Here is a 22,903-nt window from a genome sequence, read left to right on the forward strand (position 1 = left end):
CCTCCTCACAGCTTCACCATTCCCTGGAATCCCATGAAAGCAAGCGAAAGAAGTCCCGCGGTGATGAGGGCTATGGCGGTGCCTTTGAAAGGCTCCGGCAGATCGTAGAGATCCATTTTTTCTCTTATTCCGGCGAATATCACAAGAGCAAGAGCGAATCCAAGACCAGATCCCAGTGCGTGGAAGACCGCCTCAACAAAGTTGAGCTTCATGAGACTGTTCAAAAGCACCATACCAAGGATCGCACAGTTTGTGGTGATGAGAGGCAGGAAAATACCAAGCGCTTCGTAGAGATCCGGGCTGGTTTTCTTCAAAAACAGTTCGACGAACTGGACGAAAGAAGCGATGACGAGTATGAAGACGATCGTTCTCAGAAATTCAAGTCCTGTGGAGATAAGGAGCTTGTCCAGAAACCAGCTGATGGCAGCAGAAACCGTCATAACGAACGTAACGGCTATACCCATTCCTGTTGCCGTTTCCAACCTTTTGGAGACCCCCAGAAAGGGACAAATCCCGAGAAACCTCGCCAGAACGAAGTTGTTCACGAATATGGCAGAAAAGAAGAGTAGAAACACCTTCATTTCGCTTCACCTCTTTTCTTTCTCCTGATGCCGATGTAGGTGAAGAGTGCAGAGAGAAGGCCGAGTGTTATGTAGGCTCCCGGTGGAAGAATTTCAAGAAATATCTTCAACTCCCACACTTTGTAACCAAAGATCGTACCGTTGCCGAAGAGTTCTCTGACGCTTCCAAGGAGAACAAGCGAACCTGTGAAACCGAGCCCCACTCCCAGGCCATCGAGCATGGAATCCAGAACACCATGTTTGGAAGCGAACGATTCCGCCCTTCCCATTATGATACAGTTCACCACTATGAGAGGAATGAAAAGGCCCAGAGTTTTCCACAAATCGTAGGCAAAACCGTGCATGAGGAGATCTATCATGGTAACGAAAGACGCGATAACAACGATGAATATAGGAATTCTGATCTTATCAGGAACGATCTTTCTTATCAGTGAAATAACCACGTTTGACATGGTGAGAACGGCTGTCGTAGCAAGCCCCATCCCCAGACCGTTGATGGCACTCGTGGTGACGGCGAGTGTGGGACACATTCCAAGAACCTGAACATAAGTGGGATTTTCTTTTATGATCCCCTTAGTTAATTCTCTCAAGCGGCTCATTTCGACACCTCCTCGAGGTACCTGTACATGAGATTCAGAGCGGTCACCACGGCCCTTGGTGTGATCGTTGCTCCCGTCATTACATCGCTTACCTTCACAATACCCTGCTTTTTCAACTCCTCAGGAGAACCCTTCGGAAGTCCCGCATCTTTGTCGACCCTCAGGCCGTTCTTCAGTCCTTCGGGTGGAACTGGAAAGAAACGCCTCTGTATACTTTCTTCTCCTATCTTTGCGCCGAGTCCAGGCGTCTCCTGAGAATAATCTATTACTCTCACGGAATTGAGCATGAATCCATCTTCCGTTTTTATAAAACAGGCTACAACGGTCACGTTTCCTCCAAAACCGGGTGCGTATCCCGACAGAACGTATGCGTTTCTGCCATCCTTCGTCACGAATTCATACAAGGGACCAAGGACTACCCCTTCTTTGTACTCTTTCAGAACAACCGTTTCTATGCCTGTTTTTTTGACGATTTCCTCGATTTCTTTTTCATCCACCAGATAATCTCCCGTGAGGGGATCTTTCAGAACGAATTTGATGGCGCTCAACTTAGCTGCGTTATCCGCTTCCTGGATCTTTCCTTTGACTCCCACATACACGAGTCCAAGAAAGAGTCCAGAAATAGCCGTGAAAACCATCAGAATCAATCCAGTCTTCAGGATATCCTTCATTTTTTCACCTCACCGAAGATGCGCGGTCTGGTGTACCTGTCTATCAGGGGAACCAGTGCATTCATGAAAAGGATCGAAAATGAAACGCCTTCAGGATACGCTCCAAAGAGTCTTATAGCCATCGTGAGAACGCCACATCCAATCCCGAAGATCACCTGTCCCTTCGCGGTGATGGGACTCGTCACCATATCGGTGGCCATGAAAAGTGCACCGAGCATGAGACCACCACTGAGGAGGTGAAAGAGAGGATCACCGTACCTTGGATTCATCAAATAAGCTATCGAAGAAAACACAAGAACAGTTCCTATATAGGAGACAGGAATGAATATCTTCACTCTCTTTCTCAAGAGAAGATAGATGAAACCAATTATGAGAAGAAGTGCACTCGTTTCACCTAAGGATCCTCCAACCTTACCTATGAACAGATCCCAATAGGGTGTGAAAACACCGTGTTCCTTGAAAAGTGCAAGAGGAGTTGCTGCCGTTACCACATCCGCTGGAGATTTCCAGAATCCTGCCCCGGGTACAACCCAGGTGGTCATGTAAGTGGGAAAAGAAATGAGCAGAAACGCTCTTCCGACGAGCGCAGGGTTGAAAATGTTCTGGCCGAGTCCTCCGAACACGTGTTTCCCGATCCCCAGAGCGAAAACGAGTCCCAACAAAAAAGCCCAGAAAGGAAGCCTTGTGCTCACGTTCATCGCCAGAAGCAGTCCTGTCACTGCCCCGCTGCCATCCGGGACGAAGTTTTTTATTCCTCTCAGGTACTTCATGACGAATATATCGAACAGCTCACCTATCACCGCTCCTGCGATACAGAGAAATAGAGCATACCATCCGAAGAAATAAGCCGCCCCAATAACCGCTGGTGATAGGGCTATGAGCACATCCAGCATGATCTTTCTAACATCATCCTCTTCTCGAAGATGTGGAGCGTAAGCGCTTATCAGCTTCATCTTCTACCCCTCCCTGTAGCACGATACACTGTTTTTGCGAGTTTTATGTACCTTACGTGCTCTATCTTCGAGGGACAGGTGTAGGTACACGAGCCGCACTCTATACAGTCCATCAAACCGTTCTCCACAGCTTCGTCGTACTTTCTCTTCGTGGAGAGAAGATAGAGAAGGTAAGGCTGAAGGTTCATCGGACACACCTGAACACATTCACTGCATCTAATACAGGGTTTCTGGGGTTGAGGTTTCTCAGGAAGAAACGCGGTTATTCCAGAAGTTCCTTTCATAACAGGGATGTCCAGATTTGTGATGGATATTCCCATCATGGGACCTCCAAGGATGACACGCTCCGTGTTCTCATCTATTCCACCACAGTAATCGATAACATCCTTCACAGGTGTCCCTATCCTGACGACCAGATTTTTCGTATTTTTCACGGCATCACCGCTGACTGTTATACCTCTTTCCACGAGTGGTTTTCCATCGACGACCGCTTCCTTCACTGCGACACAGGTACCGACGTTCTGGACCACCACTCCAACATCCATTGGAAGACCGCCCCTTGGTACCATCCTTCCGGTTATCGCGTATATGAGCTGCTTTTCTGCACCCTGCGGATATTTGGTCTTGAGGAGAGCAACATCGACGGGGTATCCCTTGAAAACCTTCTTCAAATTGTGGTACGCATCCATCTTGTTGCTCTCCACACCGACTACGGCTTTTTGAACCCCCAGGACCTTCATCATTATCAGGATTCCCTGGAGGATGTCCTCGGCTCTTTCCAGCATGAGTCTGTGATCTATCGTGAGAACGGGTTCACACTCTGCCCCGTTGATGATCAAGGTATCAACTTTTTTCTCGGGAGGAGGTGAGAGTTTAACGTGGGTGGGAAACATCGCTCCACCCAGACCAACAATTCCTGCTTTTTTGATGATTTCCAGGATTTCCTCTTTCGACATACGTTCAAAATCTCCAGTTTCCATGTGAACCCACTCATCGTCAGAGGTTCTTTCTATAACGATCGCCTCGATGGGCTTTCCGAGAATTGGATGAAGGATCTTTTTTATCTCGATCACCTTTCCTGTCACGGGAGAGTGAAGATAAGCGGAAATGAAACCCTCAGGCTCTCCTATGACCTGACCGGTCTTCACTTCATCACCGGGAGAAACTACAGGCTTCGCCGGGTTTCCCGCGTGATTAGAAAGAAAGACGAAAACCTTCTGAGGTAGAGGTGCCCTTTCAATGGGTTTATCCTTCGACCATTCCTTCAATTCCGGGGGATGAACCCCTCCCTTAAAAGTGAGCACATTTTCACCTCCAGTGAACGTTGTAAATAGGGCCTCTTGGACTTTCGTTGTAGTAGGGGCGCGTGCAGTGAGGGCATCCGCGAGTTTTCAAAGCCTCTTCCGGGAACTCGCCGTTCCATTCAACGTCAATAATTTTACCATTTGAGTCGAAAATTATATTCTCCGGTTTTATCAGGTTTTTCTCGAGAAGGTAAGTTACCAACTGAATTTTCCTGTAACGCTCCAGGGAAGGTCTTTCCCTGTTTTCAAAGGCCGTTCCCCTGATGGGTGTGAAAGCAAACAGAGAAACCACGATATTTCTTTCTCTTGCCCACACTATAAAATCAACGATGTCTTTATCGCTTTCACCCAGTCCAACTATCACGTGCGTTGTGATCTTTCCAGGGAACATTTCCGCTGATTTTTCCAAAATATGGAGGTGTCTCTCGTACTTTCCTCCTCTGATTTTTTCAAAAAGATCTTTGTTGGGGACATCCACAGCGATACTCACTCTGTCCGCCCCAAGTTCGAAATACTCTGTAACTTCCTCCACACTGATAGCTCTGACACTCACCGAAACCGGTATACGAAACCTTGGAATGATCAAACTGAGATCCTTTCCGTAGCCAGGATAAGAAACAACCTGGATACAAACCCTCTTGAAACGATCGTTCAATTTGCCAAGCAAATCTTCCGAAACCTCTTTCCAGGTGACCCTGGAGAGAAAATGAGATGGGCTTGTGGAAGAGCGTGACTGCGCACAATAAAGGCAGTTGTAAACGCACCTTTCTCCAAGCATGAGATAAGCTGTGTCCATCTCTAAAGACAATCTTCCATTCACTTTCTGAATTGTTCCGTAAGATGCTCTGAGTATCATTTCTCCACCTCAAACTCGTATTCTCTTTCTTGGTTTCTCAGATGAACCCTGCTCCCTTCCACACTGATCTCGAAGCCGTTCAAAAATTCAGGAATCGACTGTTTTGCTTCCAATCGCATGAGCACACCATCTGCGGTTCTTTCAGCTATTTCTCTTTCCCTGTAAAGTAAAAATATCCTTCTCGCGTGAATGGAAACACTGCAAACCGTGAAAAAGATCACTGTGACGATGAGAAGAGCAAAAAGAACTTCCATGACAAGAGAACCTAACTGAAAAGAAGATAAGAAAGTATCAGAAGAATTCCCATGACAAGAAGCGCCAGCACGAGAGCGAGGAGAAAATCCGAACTCGTCGTTTTCTGAACGGGCTGAGGAGAGTTTCTCAGTTTCAACTTTTCTTGCTTCGATTCTTCCCCCTCCTTGAGCATCTCTCCTATTTTTTCCATCCATTCTTCATCGGAAATCTTCACCCTGCTTTCACCGCGTTTTATCTTCAAATTCGGGGATACTATGGCTTTTCCAATTATTCCCTCTTCAAACTCTACTTTCAAAAGATAAAGATTTCCTTCCCGGGTCTTTACGATTTCTTTTGAAAGGATTTTTCCAGGGAGACTCGCTACGTTTTCTGTTCCAAACTTTTCCTTCAGAAACCTCTTGAACTTCTCCGAAAACTCTTGGCTTCCATAGTTCAGGATCACGAAATCTATCCTCTCTTCCACATCTATCTCTTTTATGGTCACGCCGTTCAAAGGATCAAGAACCGGAAACACTTCCGGCAGATTTCTCAAGTCTTCTCTCTGAAACAATTTGAAAACTTCATCAGTCGAGAGTTCTTCGAAGTGTTCTTTCACCACTTCAATGGAAACGTCTTCATAGTCCAGAGGTACTCCTACCACTTCAACCTCTAGTTTTTCAGACCACTCCCTGAAAAGGTCGGCTATGAAGACCCTGAGCGCCTCGTGATCACCACTTTCAACGAGCCTGAAAAACTCGCTCCCCACCAACCGGAGGTTCTGTTTTCTGCTTTGAATCAGCCAGAAATTGAAGAATTCATCCGTTATGGCAGAAGCTTCCAGTACTTCTTTCAAAGCCGATTCCTTTTTTGCTTTAAAATCCTCAAGGAACTCTTCAAATCCAAGATTCAAATCTACAGAATACTTCCGGATGTACCGACCCGGCATCACGAAAAAATCGTACTCGGGGATCTGGTTGAGTTTGCCAAGGAAATACCCCTGAACGATTTCGGATGTGAGCTTCGATGTGACCCTGAACTTCACAAAATAGAGATCCACTCACTACTCCTCCCTGACTATCACATAATCTCCCGATTCTAAAGTTTTCGATTTGAAGTCTTCTGGTTTTACACCAATACCTATAACACAGTTCTTTCCTATCACCATGTCGTCGGGAATCACAGAGTTCATCCCAACCACTGTCAGGAGACCAGAGTACACCTTTGGATCCAGTTTGCTTTCAGCGTCTTCACCTACTCCCATCCTGACGTTGTTTCCTACTTTTACATTTTCCGCTATTATCACGTTCTCTAGATAGCAGTTCTCTCCTATCTCAGTTCTGGTCATTATGACTGAATTTTTCACCACTGTTCCTCTACCGATCTTCACACCCTGGAAAATAACAGAGTTGAAAACGTTGCCGTAAACCTCTGCTCCTTCACTCACAAGAGAGGTGGAGACCTTCGAACCAGGAGCCACGTAAGCAGGCGGCATCTCTTCGGTATGGGTGAAAAACCTCCAGTTTGGATCGTAGAGGTTGAAAGGCGGCACTGGAAGAACAAGCTCCAGATTGGCTTCCCAGTAAGATCTGAGCGTACCAACATCTCTCCAGTACCCGTCGAATCTGAACGCGTAGAGAGAACCGAGATTTTCTCTCAAAATTCTTGGAATCACGTCTTTTCCAAAATCGTGAGAACTGTTTGGATCGTTCTCGTCTTCGATGAGAACTTTCTTCAGGAATTCATAATTGAAGACATAAATTCCCAGAGATGCCAGGTTCGATCGGGGTTTTGCCGGTTTTTCTTCAAAATCGACGATTTTCCCATCCACATCCGTTATCATGATACCGAACCTGCTCGCTTCTTCGATGGGCACTTCCATGCAGGCTATCGTTCCATCCGCCTCTTTGAGCAGATGATAGTCTATGAGATCATTGTAATTCATGGCGTACACGTGATCTCCCGAGAGGATGAGGACGAGTTCCGCATCGTTTTCTTCGAGAAATTCAAGATTCTGATAGACGGCATTGGCAGTCCCCTTGTACCAATCAGACTCGTGCCTTCCGACGTAAGGTGGAAGAATTTCAACCCCTCCGTCCTTTCTGTCCAGATCCCAGGGTCTTCCAATACCTATGTGTTTCGAGAGAACATGGGGTCTGTACTGGGTCAAAACTCCTACCCTATAGATTCCAGAATTCACACAGTTGCTCAGAGTAAAATCTATCAGACGGTATTTCCCTCCAAAAGGGATAGCAGGCTTCGCTACTCTTTCCGTGAGAACTCCGAGCCGCGTCCCCTGACCACCTGCCAGTATCATCGCAACGGTATTTCCCATAAGATTTCACCTCACAAAACTGCTCTTTTTTCGAAAACAGGTAACTCTGTGTCTCCTTCGATGACACGACCTTCTCTCACGATACAGTTCTTGTCCAGGATCACGTTTCTCAGAACTGCGCCTTCTTCCACGACAGTGCTTTCCATGATGATGGAATTCTCCACTACTGCCCCAACTTTTATTCGCACGTTTCTGAAAATGACAGAATTTCTCACCGTACCGGAAACTATGCTCCCATCTGCGATCAAAGAATTCTCAACAACAGCCGTGGTCGTGAATTTTGGAGGAGGGAGATCCTTCAGCTTCGTATAAACCTTCCCGTTTCTGTAGAAGAGCTCATCGCGTACTTCTTTTTTCAATATATCCATGTTTATCCTGTAGTATTCTTTTATTCCCTTCTTTACGTTTCTCCAGTAACCATCGAACCTGTAAGCGTAGACCTTCAATCTATCAAGGTTGGGAATCACTATGTCGAGAAGGAGATCGTACTTCCCCTGGGGAACTGTTGCATAAAGAAGTTCCTTGAGCAGTTCTTTGTTCATGAAGTAAACCCCAAGAAACGCGATGTTCCCTTTTGGATGCGCAGGTTTTTCTTCTATCTCCACCACTCTCATATCATCGTCGAGCTGAACTATTCCATATTCACTCAAGTTGTACGTCTCATCGAGTTCTTTAACTACGAGAGTTATGTCCGCTCCCTTTTTTAGATGGTAGTTGAAAAGATCCCTGTAGATCATCTTGTAGATGTGATCTCCCGAACCTATCAAAACGTGATCTTCCTCGCCCCTTCTTAGAATGGTCATATTCTGGAAGATGGCATCCGCCGTTCCCCTGTACCAAACTTCTCTGTTCGGCCCAACGTAGGGCTGGAGAATGAACAATCCTCCGCTTTTCCGATCGAGGTCCCATTCCTTTCCAGAACCCAGATGGTCCATCAAACTCCTTGGATTGTACTGAGTAAGGATACCCACTTTCCTGATGCCGGAATTCACCATGTTGCTCAAAGTGAAGTCTATAGCCCTGTACTTTCCAAACACAGGAACCGCCGCACTGGCTCTCACCTTCGTCAGAGGCCACAAACGATCACTTTTTCCCCCAGCAAGAATCAATCCAAGCACCCTCATTCTTAACACCTCTCTTCCTTCGTTCACTAAAGAATTCTATCACCTCCACTCTTCTTCTATAAAACCGTCCGAAAGTTTTTTCAGTAAATCTACAATGAAATTGGTGTTAGAATCCGGATATTCCCTCACGACAAGATAAACTCTCTCTCCAAAACTTCTCATGGCAGACATGAATCCCATCACCCTGAGAACGTGACCGATCATTTCGGGGAAGATCAGAAAATCACCAGAAGGAAAATCAAGCTTTTCTGGCTCGAAGTCCGGCAGATCGAACATTTCCTTGAGCTTTACTCCATAACGTCTGGAAAAGAGTTCTAACATGGCACACGATAACGAGAAAAGCACTTTCGGATGTTCTGGAAAATGCGCCTCGAGTCTCTCGAAGAGACCAAAAATCTGACTTGATTTTGCTTCCTTGAGAATCCCCTCATATTCTTCAAGAACGGCCACAAAAATCTTGTAATGCTCTCCCAGCGATCTTTCGGGAACTATGGTCGATCCTCCCTTGAATTCATCTTCCATCAGTTCTAACTTCACAATTTCTCTGTCTCTCCATTTTTCAAGATGATAAGTTAGAATCATTTTTCCTACCCCCTGTCTGGAAAAGCTTTAAATAAAGTGTTAAAATTCCTTCAGAGGTGGTTCTACTATGAATATATCAACTATCGTGTCGAATTTAAAGGATCTCATTTTAGAAGTTCGTGCACCCTACGATCTCGAAATAACAGGTGTGTCCAACCACTCTTCTAAGGTAAAAAAAGGAGATCTCTTCATCTGCAGAAGAGGGGAAAAGTTCGATTCCCACGAGATAATACCCGAAGTGATGGAAAAAGGAGCAGTGGCTGTTGTCGTCGAAAAAGAGATAGATCTGGATTTCCCCCACATTCAGGTTTTCGATTCTCGCTATTTTGAGGCAAAGGTGGCCAGCCTCTTCTTCGAAGACCCCTGGAAAGACGTTTTAACCTTTGGAGTCACAGGAACAAACGGCAAAACCACAACAACCATGATGATCTACCACATGCTCACCTCCCTTGGGGAAAGAGGAAGCGTTCTCACCACCGCTGTGAAGAGAATTCTTGGAAGCTCCTACTACGACGACATCACCACACCGGATGCGATCACTATCCTTTCCGCCATGAAAGAGAACAAGGAAGGTGGAGGAAAGTTCTTCGCCCTCGAAGTCTCCTCTCACGCACTGGTCCAGAAAAGGGTCGAAGGAGTCAGATTCGATGTAGGAATATTCACCAACATATCACGCGATCACCTCGATTTTCACGGCACATTCGAAAACTATCTGAAAGCAAAGCTTCATCTCTTTGATCTGCTGAAAGATGATGGGGTTGCTGTTCTGAACGAATCACTGGCAGACGCTTTCAATCGGAAGTCGCGAAAAATCACCTTTGGAACATCGAAAAACGCCGATTACAGGTTGGGAAACATAGAAGTGAACTGGGAAGGGACACAGTTCGTTCTGGAAACTCCCGATGGTTTGTTGAAAGTTTTCACGAAAGCAATAGGAGATTTCAACGCTTACAACGCCGCGGCCGCTATCGCAGCTCTCCACCAGCTCGGATACGATCCAAAAGAATTGGCGAGTTCCCTTGAGACGTTCACAGGAGTCGAGGGAAGGTTCGAAGTAGTACGGGGAGCAAAGAAGATTGGCCTCAACGTTGTCGTCGATTTTGCCCATTCTCCAGATGCACTGGAAAAATTACTGAAAAATGTCAGGAAGATCTCTCAGGGAAGAGTGATAGTTGTCTTCGGGGCCGGGGGAAACAGCGACAGAGGGAAACGTCCCATGATGTCCGAAGTCGCATCAAAACTCGCTAACGTTGTTATTCTCACAACCGACGATCCACGAGGGGAAGACCCGGAACAGATAATGGAAGACCTGATAAAGGGTATAGATAAACGTAAACCTTATCTGGTGCTCTTCGACAGAAGAGAAGCCATTGAAACAGCTCTTACCATCGCCAACAGAGGAGATTCTGTTGTCATAGCGGGGAGAGGCCACGAAAGATACCAAATAATTGACGAAGAAAAGAAGGTACCGTTCAAGGACAGAGAGGTCGTGGAAGAGATCTTGAGAGAAAAGCTGAAGGGGAGGAAATACGCCCAATGAAAGATCTCCTCACAAGGCGCTTTGTTCTGAACTCGAAAGAAGTGAGAGAAGGTGATGTGTTCGTCGCTGTGAAGGGGAAAAAATTCGATGGTCACGATTTTATAGATGAAGCCCTCAGGAACGGTGCTTACGCGATCATTGCCGAGAGAAAAACGGTGGATTCTGATAGAATCCTTCTCGTAGAAAGTTCCGTTGACGCACTTGCAAAACTGGCCCGAGAAAAGCTCGGGAATTTTTCCGGTACAGTCGTTGGTGTAACAGGTTCATCGGGAAAAACCACCACGAAAGAGATATTGTACAACCTTCTCAAAAACAAGAGAAGTGTTTTCAAAACACCGGGAAACATGAACACGGAGTACGGGTTGCCACTCTCCATCCTCAACGATTACAAAGGAGAGGAAATCCTGGTTCTCGAAATGGCCGCGAGCAGGCCCGGTGATATCGCTCACCTGTGTAAAATCGCTCCTCCGGATGTCGCCGTTCTCCTCAACGTTGGAAGCGCTCACCTCGAGTTTTTTGGAACACGAGAAAGAATCATGGAAACCAAGATGGAGATCATCAAGCACTCGAAAGAAAATGCGACAGCCGTAACACTCTTTGACGATCCCGATTTGAGAAGGGAAGTACCTTGTTACAGAAAAACGTTGTTCTTCGGCAAAGAAGGCGGTGACTCGGTTCTAAAGGATTGGTGGTACTATGAGGGTTCCACGATCGCAGAGTTCGAAGCTTTTGATTCTCTTTTTACAGTGAAACTCTCCGGATACTGGAACGGAGGGCAACTCTTGAACATCGCCGCTTCTCTGTGTGTCATGAGAGCTTTGGGCGAAACTGTGGATATCTTCGATCTTGCCAGCCTGAAAACAGTTCCCGGCCGTTTCAATGTGAGAGAAAAAAAGATGTGCTGATCGTGGACGATACGTACAACGCAAGCCCTGAAGCGTTTCAAACTTCTATAGAGGCGCTTCTTCGCTTTCCTGGAAGGAGATTCGCCGTTGTTGGAGCAATGAAAGAGCTTGGGGAGAGGTCGAAGGAATTTCACGAAGAGCTCGGAGAGAGATTGAACGTTCTGGATGGGGTGTACATTTTCTTGTCAGAACCCGAAGCGGAATGGATCAAGTCCAAGAAGATCATTCTGAAGTCAGACGATCCCGAAAAGATAGCGAAAGATCTTGCTTCCAGGGTAACAGAAGGGGATGTGGTTCTCTTCAAAGCTTCAAGAGCGGTGAGAATAGAAAAAGTTCTGGAAATGTTTGAAAAGGAGCTGGAGAGAAAATGATAGCAGCAAATTTTCTTCTGAACCTTTTTCTTTATCCGATCCTCATAAAACTCTTCAGACGAAGAAGAATCGGGCAGTACATAAGGAAAGAAGGCCCAGACCTTCACGGCTACAAAGAGGGTACCCCCACCATGGGAGGTATTCTGTTCGTTCTGACCGGTTTTCTGTTTGGAATGATTTCGAAGACAACTACGATGGTGTTGCTCGGCATGTTTCTCTTCTTCCTCATCGGTTTTCTGGATGACTTTCTCAGTGTGGTAAGAAAAGACTCCACGGGGTTGAAAACTTATCAGAAGGCTCTGCTTCAGACTCTATCAGCCCTCATTATGTTGCTTCTGATACGTCCTGAAACGAACGTCGATTTCTTTGGCTTCACGATTGAGATGGGAAAGTGGTATTACCTCTTCGCGCTCCTGGTCATCGTGGGAAGCTCGAACGCCATGAACCTGACGGACGGACTGGATGGGCTGGCCGGTTGGATATACGTGAGCGGAAGCATCCCTTACTGGTTTTTCCTCAAAGAAAGGGGAGTCTCAGAGGACATTCTGCTGATCCTTGGAGCCGGTGTTCTTGCCTTTCTAGTGTTCAATTCGAAACCCGCAAAGATCTTCATGGGAGACACAGGTTCTATCACACTCGGTGGGGTTTTGGGAACTGTTTCCGTTCTAACGAAAACGGAGTTCTATCTGGTGCTTTTCTTTTTGATCCCCGTCATCGAAACATTGAGCGTTATTCTTCAGGTGGGATCTTTCAAGATCTTCAAACGCAGGATATTCAGAATGTCTCCTCTGCACCATCACTTCGAATTGATCGGATGGAGCGAGGAAAAAATCGTGGCAGTGTTCACCGTTTTCAATCTGATATCTTCTCTTGTCGTTCTTGAGATCTTCGGGGTGATAGCGTGAGAATAGGCTTTCTGGGTTTTGGAAAGAGCAACAGGTCCCTTCTGAAATATCTTTTGAAGCATCAAGAAGCGAAATTTTTCGTGAGCGAAGCAAAAACTCTGGACGGTGAAACGAAAAAATTTCTGGAAGAACACTCCGTGGAATACGAAGAAGGAGGCCACACCGAAAAACTCCTGGATTGTGATGTTGTTTACGTGAGTCCCGGAATAAAACCAGACACGAGCATGATCGAACTCCTCTCTTCCAGAGGTGCGAAACTATCCACAGAACTTCAGTTTTTCTTGGACAATGTAGATCCAAAAAAGGTCGTGGGCATCACGGGGACTGACGGAAAAAGCACCGCTACCGCCCTCATGCATCATGTGCTTTCCGAAAGGGGATTCAAATCTTTCCTTGGTGGAAACTTTGGTACACCGGCTGTGGAAGCCCTGGAAGGAGAGTACGACTATTACGTACTGGAAATGAGCAGTTTCCAGCTTTTCTGGAGCGAAAGACCGTATCTTTCAAATTTCCTCGTTCTGAACATATCCGAAGATCATCTGGATTGGCACTCCTCTTTCGAAGAATACGTTGATTCAAAGTTGAAACCGGTTTTTCTCCAGACAGAAGGAGATCTGTTCGTCTACAACAAGCACATAGAGCGCTTGAAAGATCTGGAAGGTGTGAGATCCAGAAAAATCCCTTTCTGGACGGATGAAAACTTTGCTACAGAAAAGGAACTGATCGTTCGCGGGAAGAGATACACACTTCCTGGAAACTATCCGTATCAGATGAGGGAAAACGTACTGGCAGTTTCCGTTCTTTACATGGAAATGTTCAACGAACTGGAAAGTTTTCTGGAACTTCTCAGAGATTTCAAACCGCTCCCGCACAGAATGGAATACCTGGGTCAAATAGATGGAAGGCATTTTTACAACGACTCGAAAGCCACGTCGACACACGCGGTACTGGGTGCGCTCTCCAACTTCGACAAGGTAGTTCTCATAATGTGTGGAATCGGTAAAAAAGAAAATTACTCTCTCTTCGTGGAAAAAGCCAGTCCAAAGCTGAAACATCTCATCATGTTCGGAGAGATATCGAAAGAACTCGCTCCGTTTGTGGGGAAAATTCCTCACAGTATTGTCGAAAACATGGAAGAAGCCTTTGAAAAAGCAATGGAAGTCTCTGAAAAAGGTGATGTGATTCTTCTCAGCCCGGGAGGAGCGAGCTTTGACATGTACGAAAACTACGCAAAAAGAGGTGAACACTTCAGAGAGATCTTCAAACGACACGGAGGGGATGAAGTTTGAACGAAAAATCTCTCGTGTTCTTTGTCATCGTACTTCTGTGCGTGGGGTTCATATCTCTCAGCAGTTTTGAAATAGTTCGGGATTATGTGAAACCGGTCAGAGACACCGCACACGTGGTGCTGAACCATTTGATGAAGCTCGCGGTGGCCATCGCTTTTTTCGTTGTCTTCCTCTACACGGACCACAGATTGCTCTTCTCAAAGCAAATCATCATAGGGGGATACGTCCTCTCCCTTGTCCTTCTGACGGTCGTGCTGTTCCTCCCCTCGAGTGAGAGAGGTGCACACAGGTGGATAGATCTTGGTAGCTTTTCATTCCAGCCATCCGAACTGGTCAAAATCTACATTCTTCTGTTTCTCGCGTGGTACGTCGAAAAAAACTCCCTGTTCATGAAAAAATTCTTCAGGGGATTTTTGAAGCCGATTCTTCTTGTTTCTCCTCTACTCTTCCTTGTTCTGATAGAACCCGATTTCAGTACTTTTGTGCTTCTTGTTTTCATGGTTATCCTCACACTCTACGCTGCTGAAACTCGCGGGATTTACGTGCTGAGTTTCTTTCTGGTGATAATTTCTCTTTTTATTTCCATGTATAAAACCGGTGTTCTGGAACATTTCCTGAAAAATTACCAGATGGAAAGACTCATATCGTATCTGAGAGGGAACGTTTCAGAACAGGTTGTTGAAGCAGTGAACGCTATAAGAAACGGTGGTACGCTTGGCAAAGGATTAGTTCTCGGTGAAGAAAAGCTCTTCGTGCCTGTGGTGACAAGCGACTTCGTGTTAGCTATAGTGGGAGAAGAGCTTGGCTTCATAGGTCTGGGAGTTGTCCTGTTCTCATTTTACGGATTGGTTCACAGCCTTGTGAAGGTCGCTACGAAAATGCATACGGTTCCATCAGTCAGAACGTTCATCTCCGGTTTCGCTATTTTGATAATGCTTCAGGTGATGACGAACGTTGGTGTCATATCCGGAATTCTTCCAGTCACGGGAGTAACTCTTCCTCTGGTAAGCTATGGAGGGAGTTCACTTCTTTCTATCATGATAGGCTTTGGAATAGTCGGAAATATGATTCTGGAGAGTGAAAGAGAGTGATAAAGGTCGCTGCAGCTGGCGGTGGAACTGGTGGACATCTCTATCCACTTCTGGCCATCCTCGAGACGCTCGCGAAAAGAGTTGACGTGAAGGTCCTGTTCTTCGCTGTAAAAGGCAAAATCGATGAGAGAGTTGTGAGAAAAGATCATCCAGAGTTCGAAACAGTTTCAATCGATGTCAGAGGTTTGCTCAGGCCACTCCATCATCCAAAAAACCTGTGGAGAACCTTGAAGATAGGAATTGCTACGATCGAAGTAAAGAAACATTTGAAGCGCTTCAAACCGGATTTAGTGGTTCTCACGGGTGGATACATATCTGGAGTTGTGGGGCTAGCCGCTAAGGATCTTGGGATACCCATCTTTGTTCACGAACAAAACGTCGTTCCAGGACTCGCAGTGAAAGTTCTCTCACAGTACGCGAAGAAAGTTTTCGTCTCTTTCGAAAGAACCCGAGATTATCTGAGAGAATGGCAGGATAAGATCGTCGTCACTGGATGTCCGGTGAGAGAAACGGAAAAAGAAGCACCTCTGAAGGATTTCGTGCTCGTTCTCGGTGGAAGTTTGGGGAGTGAAGCGATAAATGAATTGATGGAAAAGGTGTATCCAGAACTTCAGGAAACTCAATTCGTACATTCCGCGGGATCAGACGATTGGACAAAAAGACTTTCCGTTTTTCCAAATGTAACAGCACTCACTTACATAGACCCCATGGGAGCCTACTGGAAGAAAGCGATCGCGTCCATTTCAAGGGCAGGGGCGAGTACAATCGCAGAGATGATGTACTACGGTGTTCCCGGAATACTGATACCGTGGGAAAGTTCCGCCGAATCACACCAGCTTGAAAACGCTCTGGAAGCGGAAAGGCTGGGGTATGGTATCGTTATCAGAGAAAACGAGGCGTCACCCCGAAAAATAATCGAGTCTATTGATAAAGTGGTGAAAAAAGGTAAAATAGAGAAGATGAAAGAAAACCCTGCTTCCAAAATATCTGAGGAAATACTGGGGGAGATAATGTGAAAATTCATTTCGTAGGAATTGGTGGAATTGGAATGAGTGCCGTGGCTTTACACGAATTCTTGAATGGAAACGATGTTTACGGTTCAAATATAGAGGAAACAGAAAGAACCGCTTATTTAAGAAAATTAGGAATTCCGATTTTTGTGCCACACTCCGCAGACAACTGGTACGATCCCGATCTGGTTATAAAAACCCCCGCTGTTCGTGACGACAACCCGGAGATAGTACGCGCCAGGATGGAAAGGGTCCCAGTAGAAAATAGACTGCATTATTTCCGAGACATTCTGAAACGGGAGAAAAAGGAAGAGTTCGCTGTAACCGGAACCGATGGAAAAACCACAACAACCGCTATGGTTGCGCACGTTTTGAAACATTTGAAAAAGTCTCCAACGGTGTTCCTTGGAGGCATAATGGATTCCCTCGAACACGGAAACTACGAGAAAGGAAACGGGCCCGTAGTTTACGAACTCGACGAGAGCGAAGAGTTTTTCTCAGAGTTCTCCCCAAACTATCTCATAATCACAAACGCCAGAGGAGATCATCTGGAAAACTACGGCAACTCTCTGTCCAGATACAGATCGGCCTTCGAAAAGATCAGCAGGAACACCGATCTGGTAGTCACCTTCGCAGAGGACGAACTCACATCCCATCTGGGTGATGTAACTTTTGGCGTGAAGAAAGGCACGTACACCCTTGAAATGAGAAGCGCTTCTCGCGCCGAACAAAAAGCAGTGGTGGAGAAAAATGGAAAGAGATATCTCGAACTCAAACTCAAGGTTCCCGGTTTTCACAACGTTTTGAACGCACTGGCAGTGATAGCACTCTTCGACTCGCTCGGGTACGATCTGGCGCCAGTGCTTGAAGCACTGGAAGAATTCCGGGGAGTTCACAGGCGCTTCTCCATCGCGTTTCACGATCCGGAAACGAACATCTATGTGATAGACGACTACGCCCACACACCAGATGAGATAAGAAACCTTCTTCAGACAGCAAAAGAAGTCTTCGAAAACGAAAAAATCGTGGTGATATTCCAGCCGCACCGATACACCAGACTGGAAAGGGAAGATGGAAACTTCGCAAAAGCGCTTCAGCTGGCGGATGAAGTTGTGGTCACAGAAGTCTACGATGCGTTCGAAGAGAGGAAAAACGGCATCTCAGGGAAGATGATCTGGGACTCTCTCAAGTCGCTCGGTAAAGAGGCGTATTTCGTTGAGAAGCTTCCAGAACTGGAAAAGGTAATCCCCGTGAGTGAGAACACCGTCTTTCTTTTCGTCGGTGCCGGAGATATCATCCACTCTTCCAGAAGATTCGTGGAACGTTATCAGAGTTCCAAAAGTTCTCCTTCACGTGTTCTGGGATCGAACAAATAGACGGTGCTCTTACCGGAAAGATAACCACACGCTTCTCCAGGATTCACCACGAGAGTTTTTCCTTCTTTTCTCACATCTACTCTATGAGTATGCCCGTAGAGAATCAGATCGAACTCCTGGGAGCGAACGATCGCATCCAGAAGAATGGGTTCGTGCATCATTGCTACTCTCAACCCATCAATCTCCAGGAAAATGGGTGGTTTTTTGATTCTTCCGCCGGATCTTTTGTCCAACAGCAGTACCTCTCCGTCGTTGTTTCCAAAAACACCGTAGAAATCTACCCCTTCTTTGATCAATCTTCCAAGTGTGAACGGCGCAACGAAGTCTCCACAGTGAAAAACTTTTTCTATATTCTTCTCAGATAGAAGTTCTTCCACCTTTTTCAGAACCTCCATGTTATCGTGAGTGTCACTGAGTATCAGCCACATTCGCATCACCCCCATGTATAGTTTACCGCCATGATTATGGACGTTGAAACGATCGTGAAGAAAGTGATGAGCCCGCTCGCGAGTTCCGCATCGTAACCCTTTTCAACCGAGTACACGAGTGTCATGATGGCAGAAGGAAGAAGCGGTGAAAGAAACAGGTTCATTTCCTCGAAAGAAGAAAGAGAGAAGATCTTCACTGCGATCAGAGCAACAAGCAACCCGGCGGCATACTTTACGAGTCCCGCCATTAAAATCAGACGGAATTTGTCGTAAACCGATCTGAAGCTGAGATAGTATCCCACAAGAAAAAACACGAGGAAGGCATTAGCGTTCTTTATCGTCCGCGCAACATCGAGAACAATACCAGGTGGAACCACTTTGAGGCTGTTCATCGTTATTCCGACAAGGAGGAACAGAAACGGTGGAAAGGTGAAAACCTTCAGTATTCCCTTTTTGTTCTGCTCAGCCACTGCTTTCCCCACACCAAATATGAAGAAAGAATTCCCCAAGTCGAACAGGGCGAAGTTAACCACCGATGCTTCTCCCCAGAGGCTTTCCGCCAGAGGATACATGAACAAACCTGTGTTGAAACCAACGAAAGAGAGAATGATCGGGATTCTCACTCTTGGGTCCTTTATTCTCGAGAAAAACAGAAAGGCAAGAAAGATGAGAAGAAGGTTACTCAAAATACCCGTTGCAGTGAAGGCGAACTTCGAAAAGTGAAAACGCGAAGTGGAAAAACTGTAGAAGATCGCCGCAGGCAGTGTGAAATTCACCACCAGTTTCGAAAGGACCTTACCAGTATCTCTTTCGAAAAATTTCTTCGTCAGATAACCGATCAGTATGATGACCGAAAATTCCATTCAGTGCACCCCTGAGAGGAATTCTACCAGAAAAAGAGGGCGTCTCTTTGACGCCCTCTTTATGGTTTTCTAACACCAATTTTCTTCTTTTCCTTCTTTTTCTTGAACTCACACACACCCACCGGACATTTATCAGCGCCTATGTGGGCTCTGAATTCTTCCTCGAAGTTGTCAACGATCGAGAGCAGAGGAACCGGAATGCTTTGACCCAGTCCGCAGAAAGAAGTTTCCCCTGCGTTTCGAGCGATCTCCCTCAACGTATCGAGATCCTCTTTTTTGCCTTCGCCTCTGCTTATTCTCTCCAAAATATTGACGATCATCCTCGTACCTTCCCGACACGGTGTACACTTCCCACACGACTCGTGTTCGAAGAACCTCATAACGGTGAGTGCGAGATCCACCACACAGTGAGTCTCGTCAGCAACGAGAATCACTCCTGATCCGAGAGAAACTCCGTACTTTGCGTAAGAATCAAAATCGAGTGGAACGTCGAGTTTGTCTGGTCCGATGAACGTTCCTGCACTACCACCCGTTTGCACCACTTTCAACTTCCTGCCACCCTCAATCCCCCCACCAAATTTGAAGATGAGATCTCTCACCGTCACTCCCATTGGCACTTCCACGATTCCCTTTCTCACCACATTACCCACGAGGGAGAACACTTTCGTCCCAGGAGAAGACTCGGTGCCGAACTTTTTGAACCACTCCGCACCGTTCATTATTATCCTTGGAACGTTCACAAAAGTTTCCACGTTGTTCACAACGGTGGGTTTTCCAAAGAGACCAAAGGTGGGAGGGTAAGGAGGTTTCAGCCTGGGTCGAGCGGGTTTCCCCTCTATGGACTCTATCAACGCCGTCTCCTCTCCCGCCACGTAAGCTCCCGCCCCGAGCCTTATTTTCAGATCGAAGTTGAATCCACTTCCGAGGATGTTCTCACCGAGGAATCCGTACTCGTAAGCCCGTTCTACAGCTTTTTTCAAGATTTCTATCGAACTGTGATACTCTCCCCTTATGTATATGTAACCCTTCGTTGCACCAACCGCGTACCCCGCTATGATCATGCCCTCTATCAAAGAATGAGGATCACCCTCCATGATGAGCCTGTCTTTAAAGGTACCGGGTTCTCCTTCATCGGCGTTGCACAGAACATATTTCTGGTCGGCAGAAGCTTTGTAGGTGAATTCCCATTTCAGACCTGTTGGAAAACCGGCTCCACCTCTTCCCCTCAGCCCACTTCTCTTTATCTCTTCGATTACCTCTCCTGGTTCCATCTGGAGTGCCTTGGCGAGGGCAAAATAACCGTCTCTTGCGATGTATTCCTCTATACGAGTGGGATCTATCTCTCCTACGTTCTTTAGAACGATACGAGTTTCTTCGGCCACCTTCTCTACCTCAACGGTTCCTTTTATTTGACTCTCGGGAACTTCAAGATCGAACACTCTCCTTCCCTTGAGAATGTGCTCTTCGAAGATCCTCTTCACATCCAATTCATTCCTCACAACGTAGAAAACACCGTCGGGAAGAACGGAAACAATCACTCCTTCTGGATAAATTCCCATGCTACCCGTTTCCAGTACATCGACGGTATCTTCGAGATTGTGTTCCTTCACAAGATCCCTGAAGTAATTGAGAAAGTGACGAGCACCCATCAACACACTGTTCGAATCAACTGAGACCAGAACTGTTATCGGTTTCATAGCGACTCACCTCTCAGTCTATCTATGAGATCCTTCACACGACCAGGTGTCATATTACCGTAATACTCGTCGTTCACCATGATCACCGGTGCAACACCACAAAGGCCCAGACAACTCGTCATTTCGAGTGTGAAAAGACCATCAGAAGTGGTCTGGCCAAAGTCGATTTTCAGAATTTCCTTGAGGGCTTTGACCACTTCTCTCCCGTTTTCAACATGACACGGAAGACTCTCACAAACCCTTATCACGTATTTTCCCTTCGGTTTTGTCGAGAACATGGTGTAGAACGTCAACACCTCGTACACTCTGGAGAGCGGCACGCCAAGCTCTTCAGCCACGATCTCAGCAGCCTCCGGTGGTATGAAGTTGTCAAAGCGCTTCTGTATCTCGTGCAGGGTGTTTATCAAAACGTCTCTCTCTTCTGCTGTCTCTTTAGCTTTCTGGACGATCTCTACTATTACCTCCCTCATCTTCACTCCCCCTCGTCAAAAATTTCACAATCATTCACGAAAAATTATACCACTTTTTCTGTGCCATTTAAAAAAGTTTTTCAACCAGTCAAAAATAGGAATCAAAACCAGCGCCGGAAGTAGGTTCCCAACCTTTACCTCTTTCAGTTTAAGAATCCTTATTCCAAGACCCAGAATCATGACACCACCTGTGCCAACAAAATCGGAGATAAACGCATCACCTGTGAGAAAAGTCAGGTTCTTTGCGAAAACAACGAGAAGTCCCTGAACGAGGAACACAGAAACTGCCGAGAGAAAAACCCCTGTTCCTAAGGTTGCCGTGAGCACTGTGGCTGACACTGTGTCTAGCACCGTTCTCACGAGTATCAAATCCGCGTTTCCCGTGAGTCCTATGTTTATGGATCCCACTATGGTCATGGGACCAACCAGAAAGAGAAGCGAAGAAGTGAGAAAACTCTCCGCAAACCCCTGAGAATTACTGAACTTCTTCCCAATACCTTCTATTCTGTCCTCTATTCTGAACAACTCTCCGATGATGCCGCCTGCAACGAGTGCGAGGAGAATCATCAAAAAATCATCACCCTGCGTGACCATCCGGATACCTATGCCCATTGTGGTGAGTCCTATCACCGTGAAAAGGATGTCGTGTAATCTCTGAGGAATCTTTCTTTTGAACAGGAAACCCACGGACGCACCGATCAAAACTCCAAGTGCGTTCAGAAGAACAGCGTAGTGAAACATTATACCAACCTCCCGCTCTGCGCGAACAGACCGAATATTCCCCCCGTGTGGATGAAAAGAACGTTCTTTCCTGAATTTCTGAACATTTCGATCATTCCTCTGAAGGCTTTTGCCGTGTAGACCGGATCGAGGATGATACTTTCTATCGAAGCTACTTCTTTCAAGATCTCCACATCCTCACTGGACGGAATCGCATATCCCGGCCCTCTGTAATCGTCCACCACTTCGAAAACGGTTTCGTTGACTCTCAGACCGTACTTTTCCATACCACTAATTATTCTTTTCACCTTCCCCACAAAATAATCCGAGTTTTTCGTGGTGACGTTCACACCCACCACAGGTACGTGATATTCCAGAAAGGAAATTCCAGCTGACAAACCCGCTATGGTTCCGCCACTTCCAACAGCACACACGATAGCATCGAAAGATTCGAGGTTCAATTGATCTTTCATCTCCAGCACCGCATTGAAGTAGCCAAAGGCCCCAAGGGAGTTCGATCCCCCTTCGGGTATCACGTACACCTTTTCACCTTTCTTCTCTCTCATCTTTTTGTGAACATCGAAGATCTCATCGATGCGTTCGTACTCTTCCGGGGAGACCTCCACTATTTCAGCACCGAGGAGAATGTCGAGGAGAAGATTTCCGTTCAGAACCTTCTCTCCTTTTCTGAGGAAGAGAACAGGTTTCAAACCGTGTTTTCTCGAAACGTATGCCGTTGCTCTGGCATGGTTCGACTGAAGACCTCCACAGGTGAAGACAGTTGTTGCTCCTTTTTTAAGAGCTTCCCAGAGAAGATACTCCAGCTTTCTGATTTTGTTGCCCGATCCCACAAGCTCTGTGAGATCGTCTCTTTTAACGTAGATGTTGAACCCGTATTCTTCCGAGAGTCTTTTGAGAAACTGAACAGGTGTGGGTTTAAGGGAAAGATCGATTCTCATTCGTCTCCCCCCTCTTTTTGTTTGTTAGAATTGTAGCACGGGA

The 22,903-nt window shown here is 46.3% G+C and carries 25 protein-coding genes; 8 read left to right on the plus strand and 17 right to left on the minus strand.

Annotation, left to right across the window (positions count from 1 at the left end; all coding sequences use genetic code 11):
* Nucleotides 1-5 precede the first annotated feature (5 nt).
* From rsxA to CELL2_RS03455, 11 genes are read right to left on the minus strand one after another with little or no spacing between them, the layout of a single operon-like run.
* Nucleotides 6-581 carry an electron transport complex subunit RsxA gene (gene rsxA / locus CELL2_RS03405; protein ID WP_004082952.1) on the minus strand — a complete coding sequence of 192 codons (576 nt, stop codon included), beginning with the start codon at nucleotides 579-581 and terminating at the stop codon, nucleotides 6-8.
* On the minus strand, nucleotides 578-1,180 hold the full coding sequence (rsxE, locus tag CELL2_RS03410; RefSeq protein WP_004082951.1) for an electron transport complex subunit RsxE: 603 nt from the start codon (nucleotides 1,178-1,180) through the stop codon (nucleotides 578-580). Before rsxE ends, rsxA begins: the two co-directional genes overlap by 4 nt.
* Nucleotides 1,177-1,851, minus strand: a complete 675-nt coding sequence (locus CELL2_RS03415; protein WP_004082950.1) for an RnfABCDGE type electron transport complex subunit G — start codon at nucleotides 1,849-1,851, stop codon at nucleotides 1,177-1,179. The genes rsxE and CELL2_RS03415 overlap by 4 nt, the downstream gene beginning before the upstream one ends.
* Nucleotides 1,848-2,804 (minus strand): RnfABCDGE type electron transport complex subunit D, encoded by a 957-nt coding sequence (locus CELL2_RS03420; RefSeq protein WP_038033370.1) that lies wholly within the window; start codon nucleotides 2,802-2,804, stop codon nucleotides 1,848-1,850. Before CELL2_RS03420 ends, CELL2_RS03415 begins: the two co-directional genes overlap by 4 nt.
* Nucleotides 2,801-4,108 carry an electron transport complex subunit RsxC gene (rsxC, locus tag CELL2_RS03425; RefSeq protein ID WP_038033368.1) on the minus strand — a complete coding sequence of 436 codons (1,308 nt, stop codon included), beginning with the start codon at nucleotides 4,106-4,108 and terminating at the stop codon, nucleotides 2,801-2,803. Before rsxC ends, CELL2_RS03420 begins: the two co-directional genes overlap by 4 nt.
* A 4-nt stretch (nucleotides 4,109-4,112) precedes the next feature.
* Nucleotides 4,113-4,964, minus strand: a complete 852-nt coding sequence (locus CELL2_RS03430; protein WP_038033367.1) for a radical SAM protein — start codon at nucleotides 4,962-4,964, stop codon at nucleotides 4,113-4,115.
* Nucleotides 4,961-5,218, minus strand: coding sequence for a hypothetical protein (locus tag CELL2_RS03435; RefSeq protein ID WP_012310691.1), 258 nt, complete (start codon nucleotides 5,216-5,218; stop codon nucleotides 4,961-4,963). Before CELL2_RS03435 ends, CELL2_RS03430 begins: the two co-directional genes overlap by 4 nt.
* Nucleotides 5,219-5,229: 11 nt before the next feature.
* The gene (locus CELL2_RS03440) at nucleotides 5,230-6,255 is read right to left on the minus strand and encodes a DUF4899 domain-containing protein (RefSeq protein WP_038033365.1); all 1,026 of its coding nucleotides are present in this window, start codon (nucleotides 6,253-6,255) and stop codon (nucleotides 5,230-5,232) included.
* Between the two features lie 3 nt (nucleotides 6,256-6,258).
* A complete protein-coding gene (locus tag CELL2_RS03445; RefSeq protein ID WP_038033362.1) occupies nucleotides 6,259-7,530 on the minus strand; it encodes a glucose-1-phosphate adenylyltransferase in 1,272 nt (423 codons plus the stop codon).
* 11 nt (nucleotides 7,531-7,541) lie between these two features.
* Complete coding sequence (glgD, locus tag CELL2_RS03450; protein WP_012310694.1) at nucleotides 7,542-8,654, minus strand: glucose-1-phosphate adenylyltransferase subunit GlgD; 1,113 nt, start codon at nucleotides 8,652-8,654, stop codon at nucleotides 7,542-7,544.
* Nucleotides 8,655-8,693: 39 nt separating this feature from the next.
* Nucleotides 8,694-9,236 carry a hypothetical protein gene (locus CELL2_RS03455; protein WP_011943291.1) on the minus strand — a complete coding sequence of 181 codons (543 nt, stop codon included), beginning with the start codon at nucleotides 9,234-9,236 and terminating at the stop codon, nucleotides 8,694-8,696.
* A gap of 67 nt (nucleotides 9,237-9,303) precedes the next feature.
* Here CELL2_RS03455 and CELL2_RS03460 point away from each other — a divergent pair, with 67 nt between their 5' ends.
* From CELL2_RS03460 to murC, 8 genes are read left to right on the plus strand one after another with little or no spacing between them, the layout of a single operon-like run.
* Nucleotides 9,304-10,776: a UDP-N-acetylmuramoyl-L-alanyl-D-glutamate--2,6-diaminopimelate ligase gene (locus CELL2_RS03460; protein WP_012310695.1), complete on the plus strand. Its 1,473-nt coding sequence runs from the start codon at nucleotides 9,304-9,306 to the stop codon at nucleotides 10,774-10,776.
* Nucleotides 10,773-11,681, plus strand: a complete 909-nt coding sequence (gene murF / locus CELL2_RS03465) for a UDP-N-acetylmuramoyl-tripeptide--D-alanyl-D-alanine ligase (protein WP_241208689.1) — start codon at nucleotides 10,773-10,775, stop codon at nucleotides 11,679-11,681. The genes CELL2_RS03460 and murF overlap by 4 nt, the downstream gene beginning before the upstream one ends.
* Complete coding sequence (locus CELL2_RS09535) at nucleotides 11,675-12,052, plus strand: glutamate ligase domain-containing protein (protein ID WP_241208690.1); 378 nt, start codon at nucleotides 11,675-11,677, stop codon at nucleotides 12,050-12,052. Before murF ends, CELL2_RS09535 begins: the two co-directional genes overlap by 7 nt.
* Nucleotides 12,049-12,957, plus strand: a complete 909-nt coding sequence (gene mraY, locus CELL2_RS03470; RefSeq protein ID WP_011943294.1) for a phospho-N-acetylmuramoyl-pentapeptide-transferase — start codon at nucleotides 12,049-12,051, stop codon at nucleotides 12,955-12,957. The genes CELL2_RS09535 and mraY overlap by 4 nt, the downstream gene beginning before the upstream one ends.
* Nucleotides 12,954-14,246: a UDP-N-acetylmuramoyl-L-alanine--D-glutamate ligase gene (murD, locus tag CELL2_RS03475; protein ID WP_038033357.1), complete on the plus strand. Its 1,293-nt coding sequence runs from the start codon at nucleotides 12,954-12,956 to the stop codon at nucleotides 14,244-14,246. Before mraY ends, murD begins: the two co-directional genes overlap by 4 nt.
* The gene (locus CELL2_RS03480; RefSeq protein ID WP_038033354.1) at nucleotides 14,243-15,337 is read left to right on the plus strand and encodes an FtsW/RodA/SpoVE family cell cycle protein; all 1,095 of its coding nucleotides are present in this window, start codon (nucleotides 14,243-14,245) and stop codon (nucleotides 15,335-15,337) included. The genes murD and CELL2_RS03480 overlap by 4 nt, the downstream gene beginning before the upstream one ends.
* Complete coding sequence (murG, locus tag CELL2_RS03485; RefSeq protein WP_039446205.1) at nucleotides 15,334-16,353, plus strand: undecaprenyldiphospho-muramoylpentapeptide beta-N-acetylglucosaminyltransferase; 1,020 nt, start codon at nucleotides 15,334-15,336, stop codon at nucleotides 16,351-16,353. The genes CELL2_RS03480 and murG overlap by 4 nt, the downstream gene beginning before the upstream one ends.
* Nucleotides 16,350-17,723, plus strand: coding sequence for a UDP-N-acetylmuramate--L-alanine ligase (murC, locus tag CELL2_RS03490; RefSeq protein WP_011943297.1), 1,374 nt, complete (start codon nucleotides 16,350-16,352; stop codon nucleotides 17,721-17,723). Before murG ends, murC begins: the two co-directional genes overlap by 4 nt.
* Here murC and CELL2_RS03495 read toward each other — a convergent pair.
* The 6 genes from CELL2_RS03495 to CELL2_RS03520 are packed head-to-tail and all read right to left on the minus strand — an operon-like array spanning nucleotide 17,675 to nucleotide 22,860.
* Nucleotides 17,675-18,151: a metallophosphoesterase gene (locus CELL2_RS03495; protein WP_038033350.1), complete on the minus strand. Its 477-nt coding sequence runs from the start codon at nucleotides 18,149-18,151 to the stop codon at nucleotides 17,675-17,677. The genes murC and CELL2_RS03495 overlap by 49 nt on opposite strands.
* A 5-nt stretch (nucleotides 18,152-18,156) precedes the next feature.
* A complete protein-coding gene (locus tag CELL2_RS03500) occupies nucleotides 18,157-19,014 on the minus strand; it encodes an AEC family transporter (protein WP_012310702.1) in 858 nt (285 codons plus the stop codon).
* A 59-nt stretch (nucleotides 19,015-19,073) separates the two neighbouring features.
* On the minus strand, nucleotides 19,074-20,711 hold the full coding sequence (gene nuoF / locus CELL2_RS03505) for an NADH-quinone oxidoreductase subunit NuoF (RefSeq protein WP_012310703.1): 1,638 nt from the start codon (nucleotides 20,709-20,711) through the stop codon (nucleotides 19,074-19,076).
* Nucleotides 20,708-21,181, minus strand: coding sequence for an NADH-quinone oxidoreductase subunit NuoE (nuoE, locus tag CELL2_RS03510; protein WP_011943301.1), 474 nt, complete (start codon nucleotides 21,179-21,181; stop codon nucleotides 20,708-20,710). The genes nuoF and nuoE overlap by 4 nt, the downstream gene beginning before the upstream one ends.
* Nucleotides 21,182-21,211: 30 nt before the next feature.
* Nucleotides 21,212-21,922 carry a DUF554 domain-containing protein gene (locus CELL2_RS03515; RefSeq protein WP_052123920.1) on the minus strand — a complete coding sequence of 237 codons (711 nt, stop codon included), beginning with the start codon at nucleotides 21,920-21,922 and terminating at the stop codon, nucleotides 21,212-21,214.
* Nucleotides 21,922-22,860 carry an aminocyclopropane-1-carboxylate deaminase/D-cysteine desulfhydrase family protein gene (locus tag CELL2_RS03520; protein WP_038033348.1) on the minus strand — a complete coding sequence of 313 codons (939 nt, stop codon included), beginning with the start codon at nucleotides 22,858-22,860 and terminating at the stop codon, nucleotides 21,922-21,924. The genes CELL2_RS03515 and CELL2_RS03520 overlap by 1 nt, the downstream gene beginning before the upstream one ends.
* Between the last annotated feature and the right edge of the window lie 43 nt (nucleotides 22,861-22,903).

It is taken from the genome of Thermotoga sp. Cell2 (assembly GCF_000789375.1).
Lineage (GTDB): Bacteria > Thermotogota > Thermotogae > Thermotogales > Thermotogaceae > Thermotoga > Thermotoga petrophila.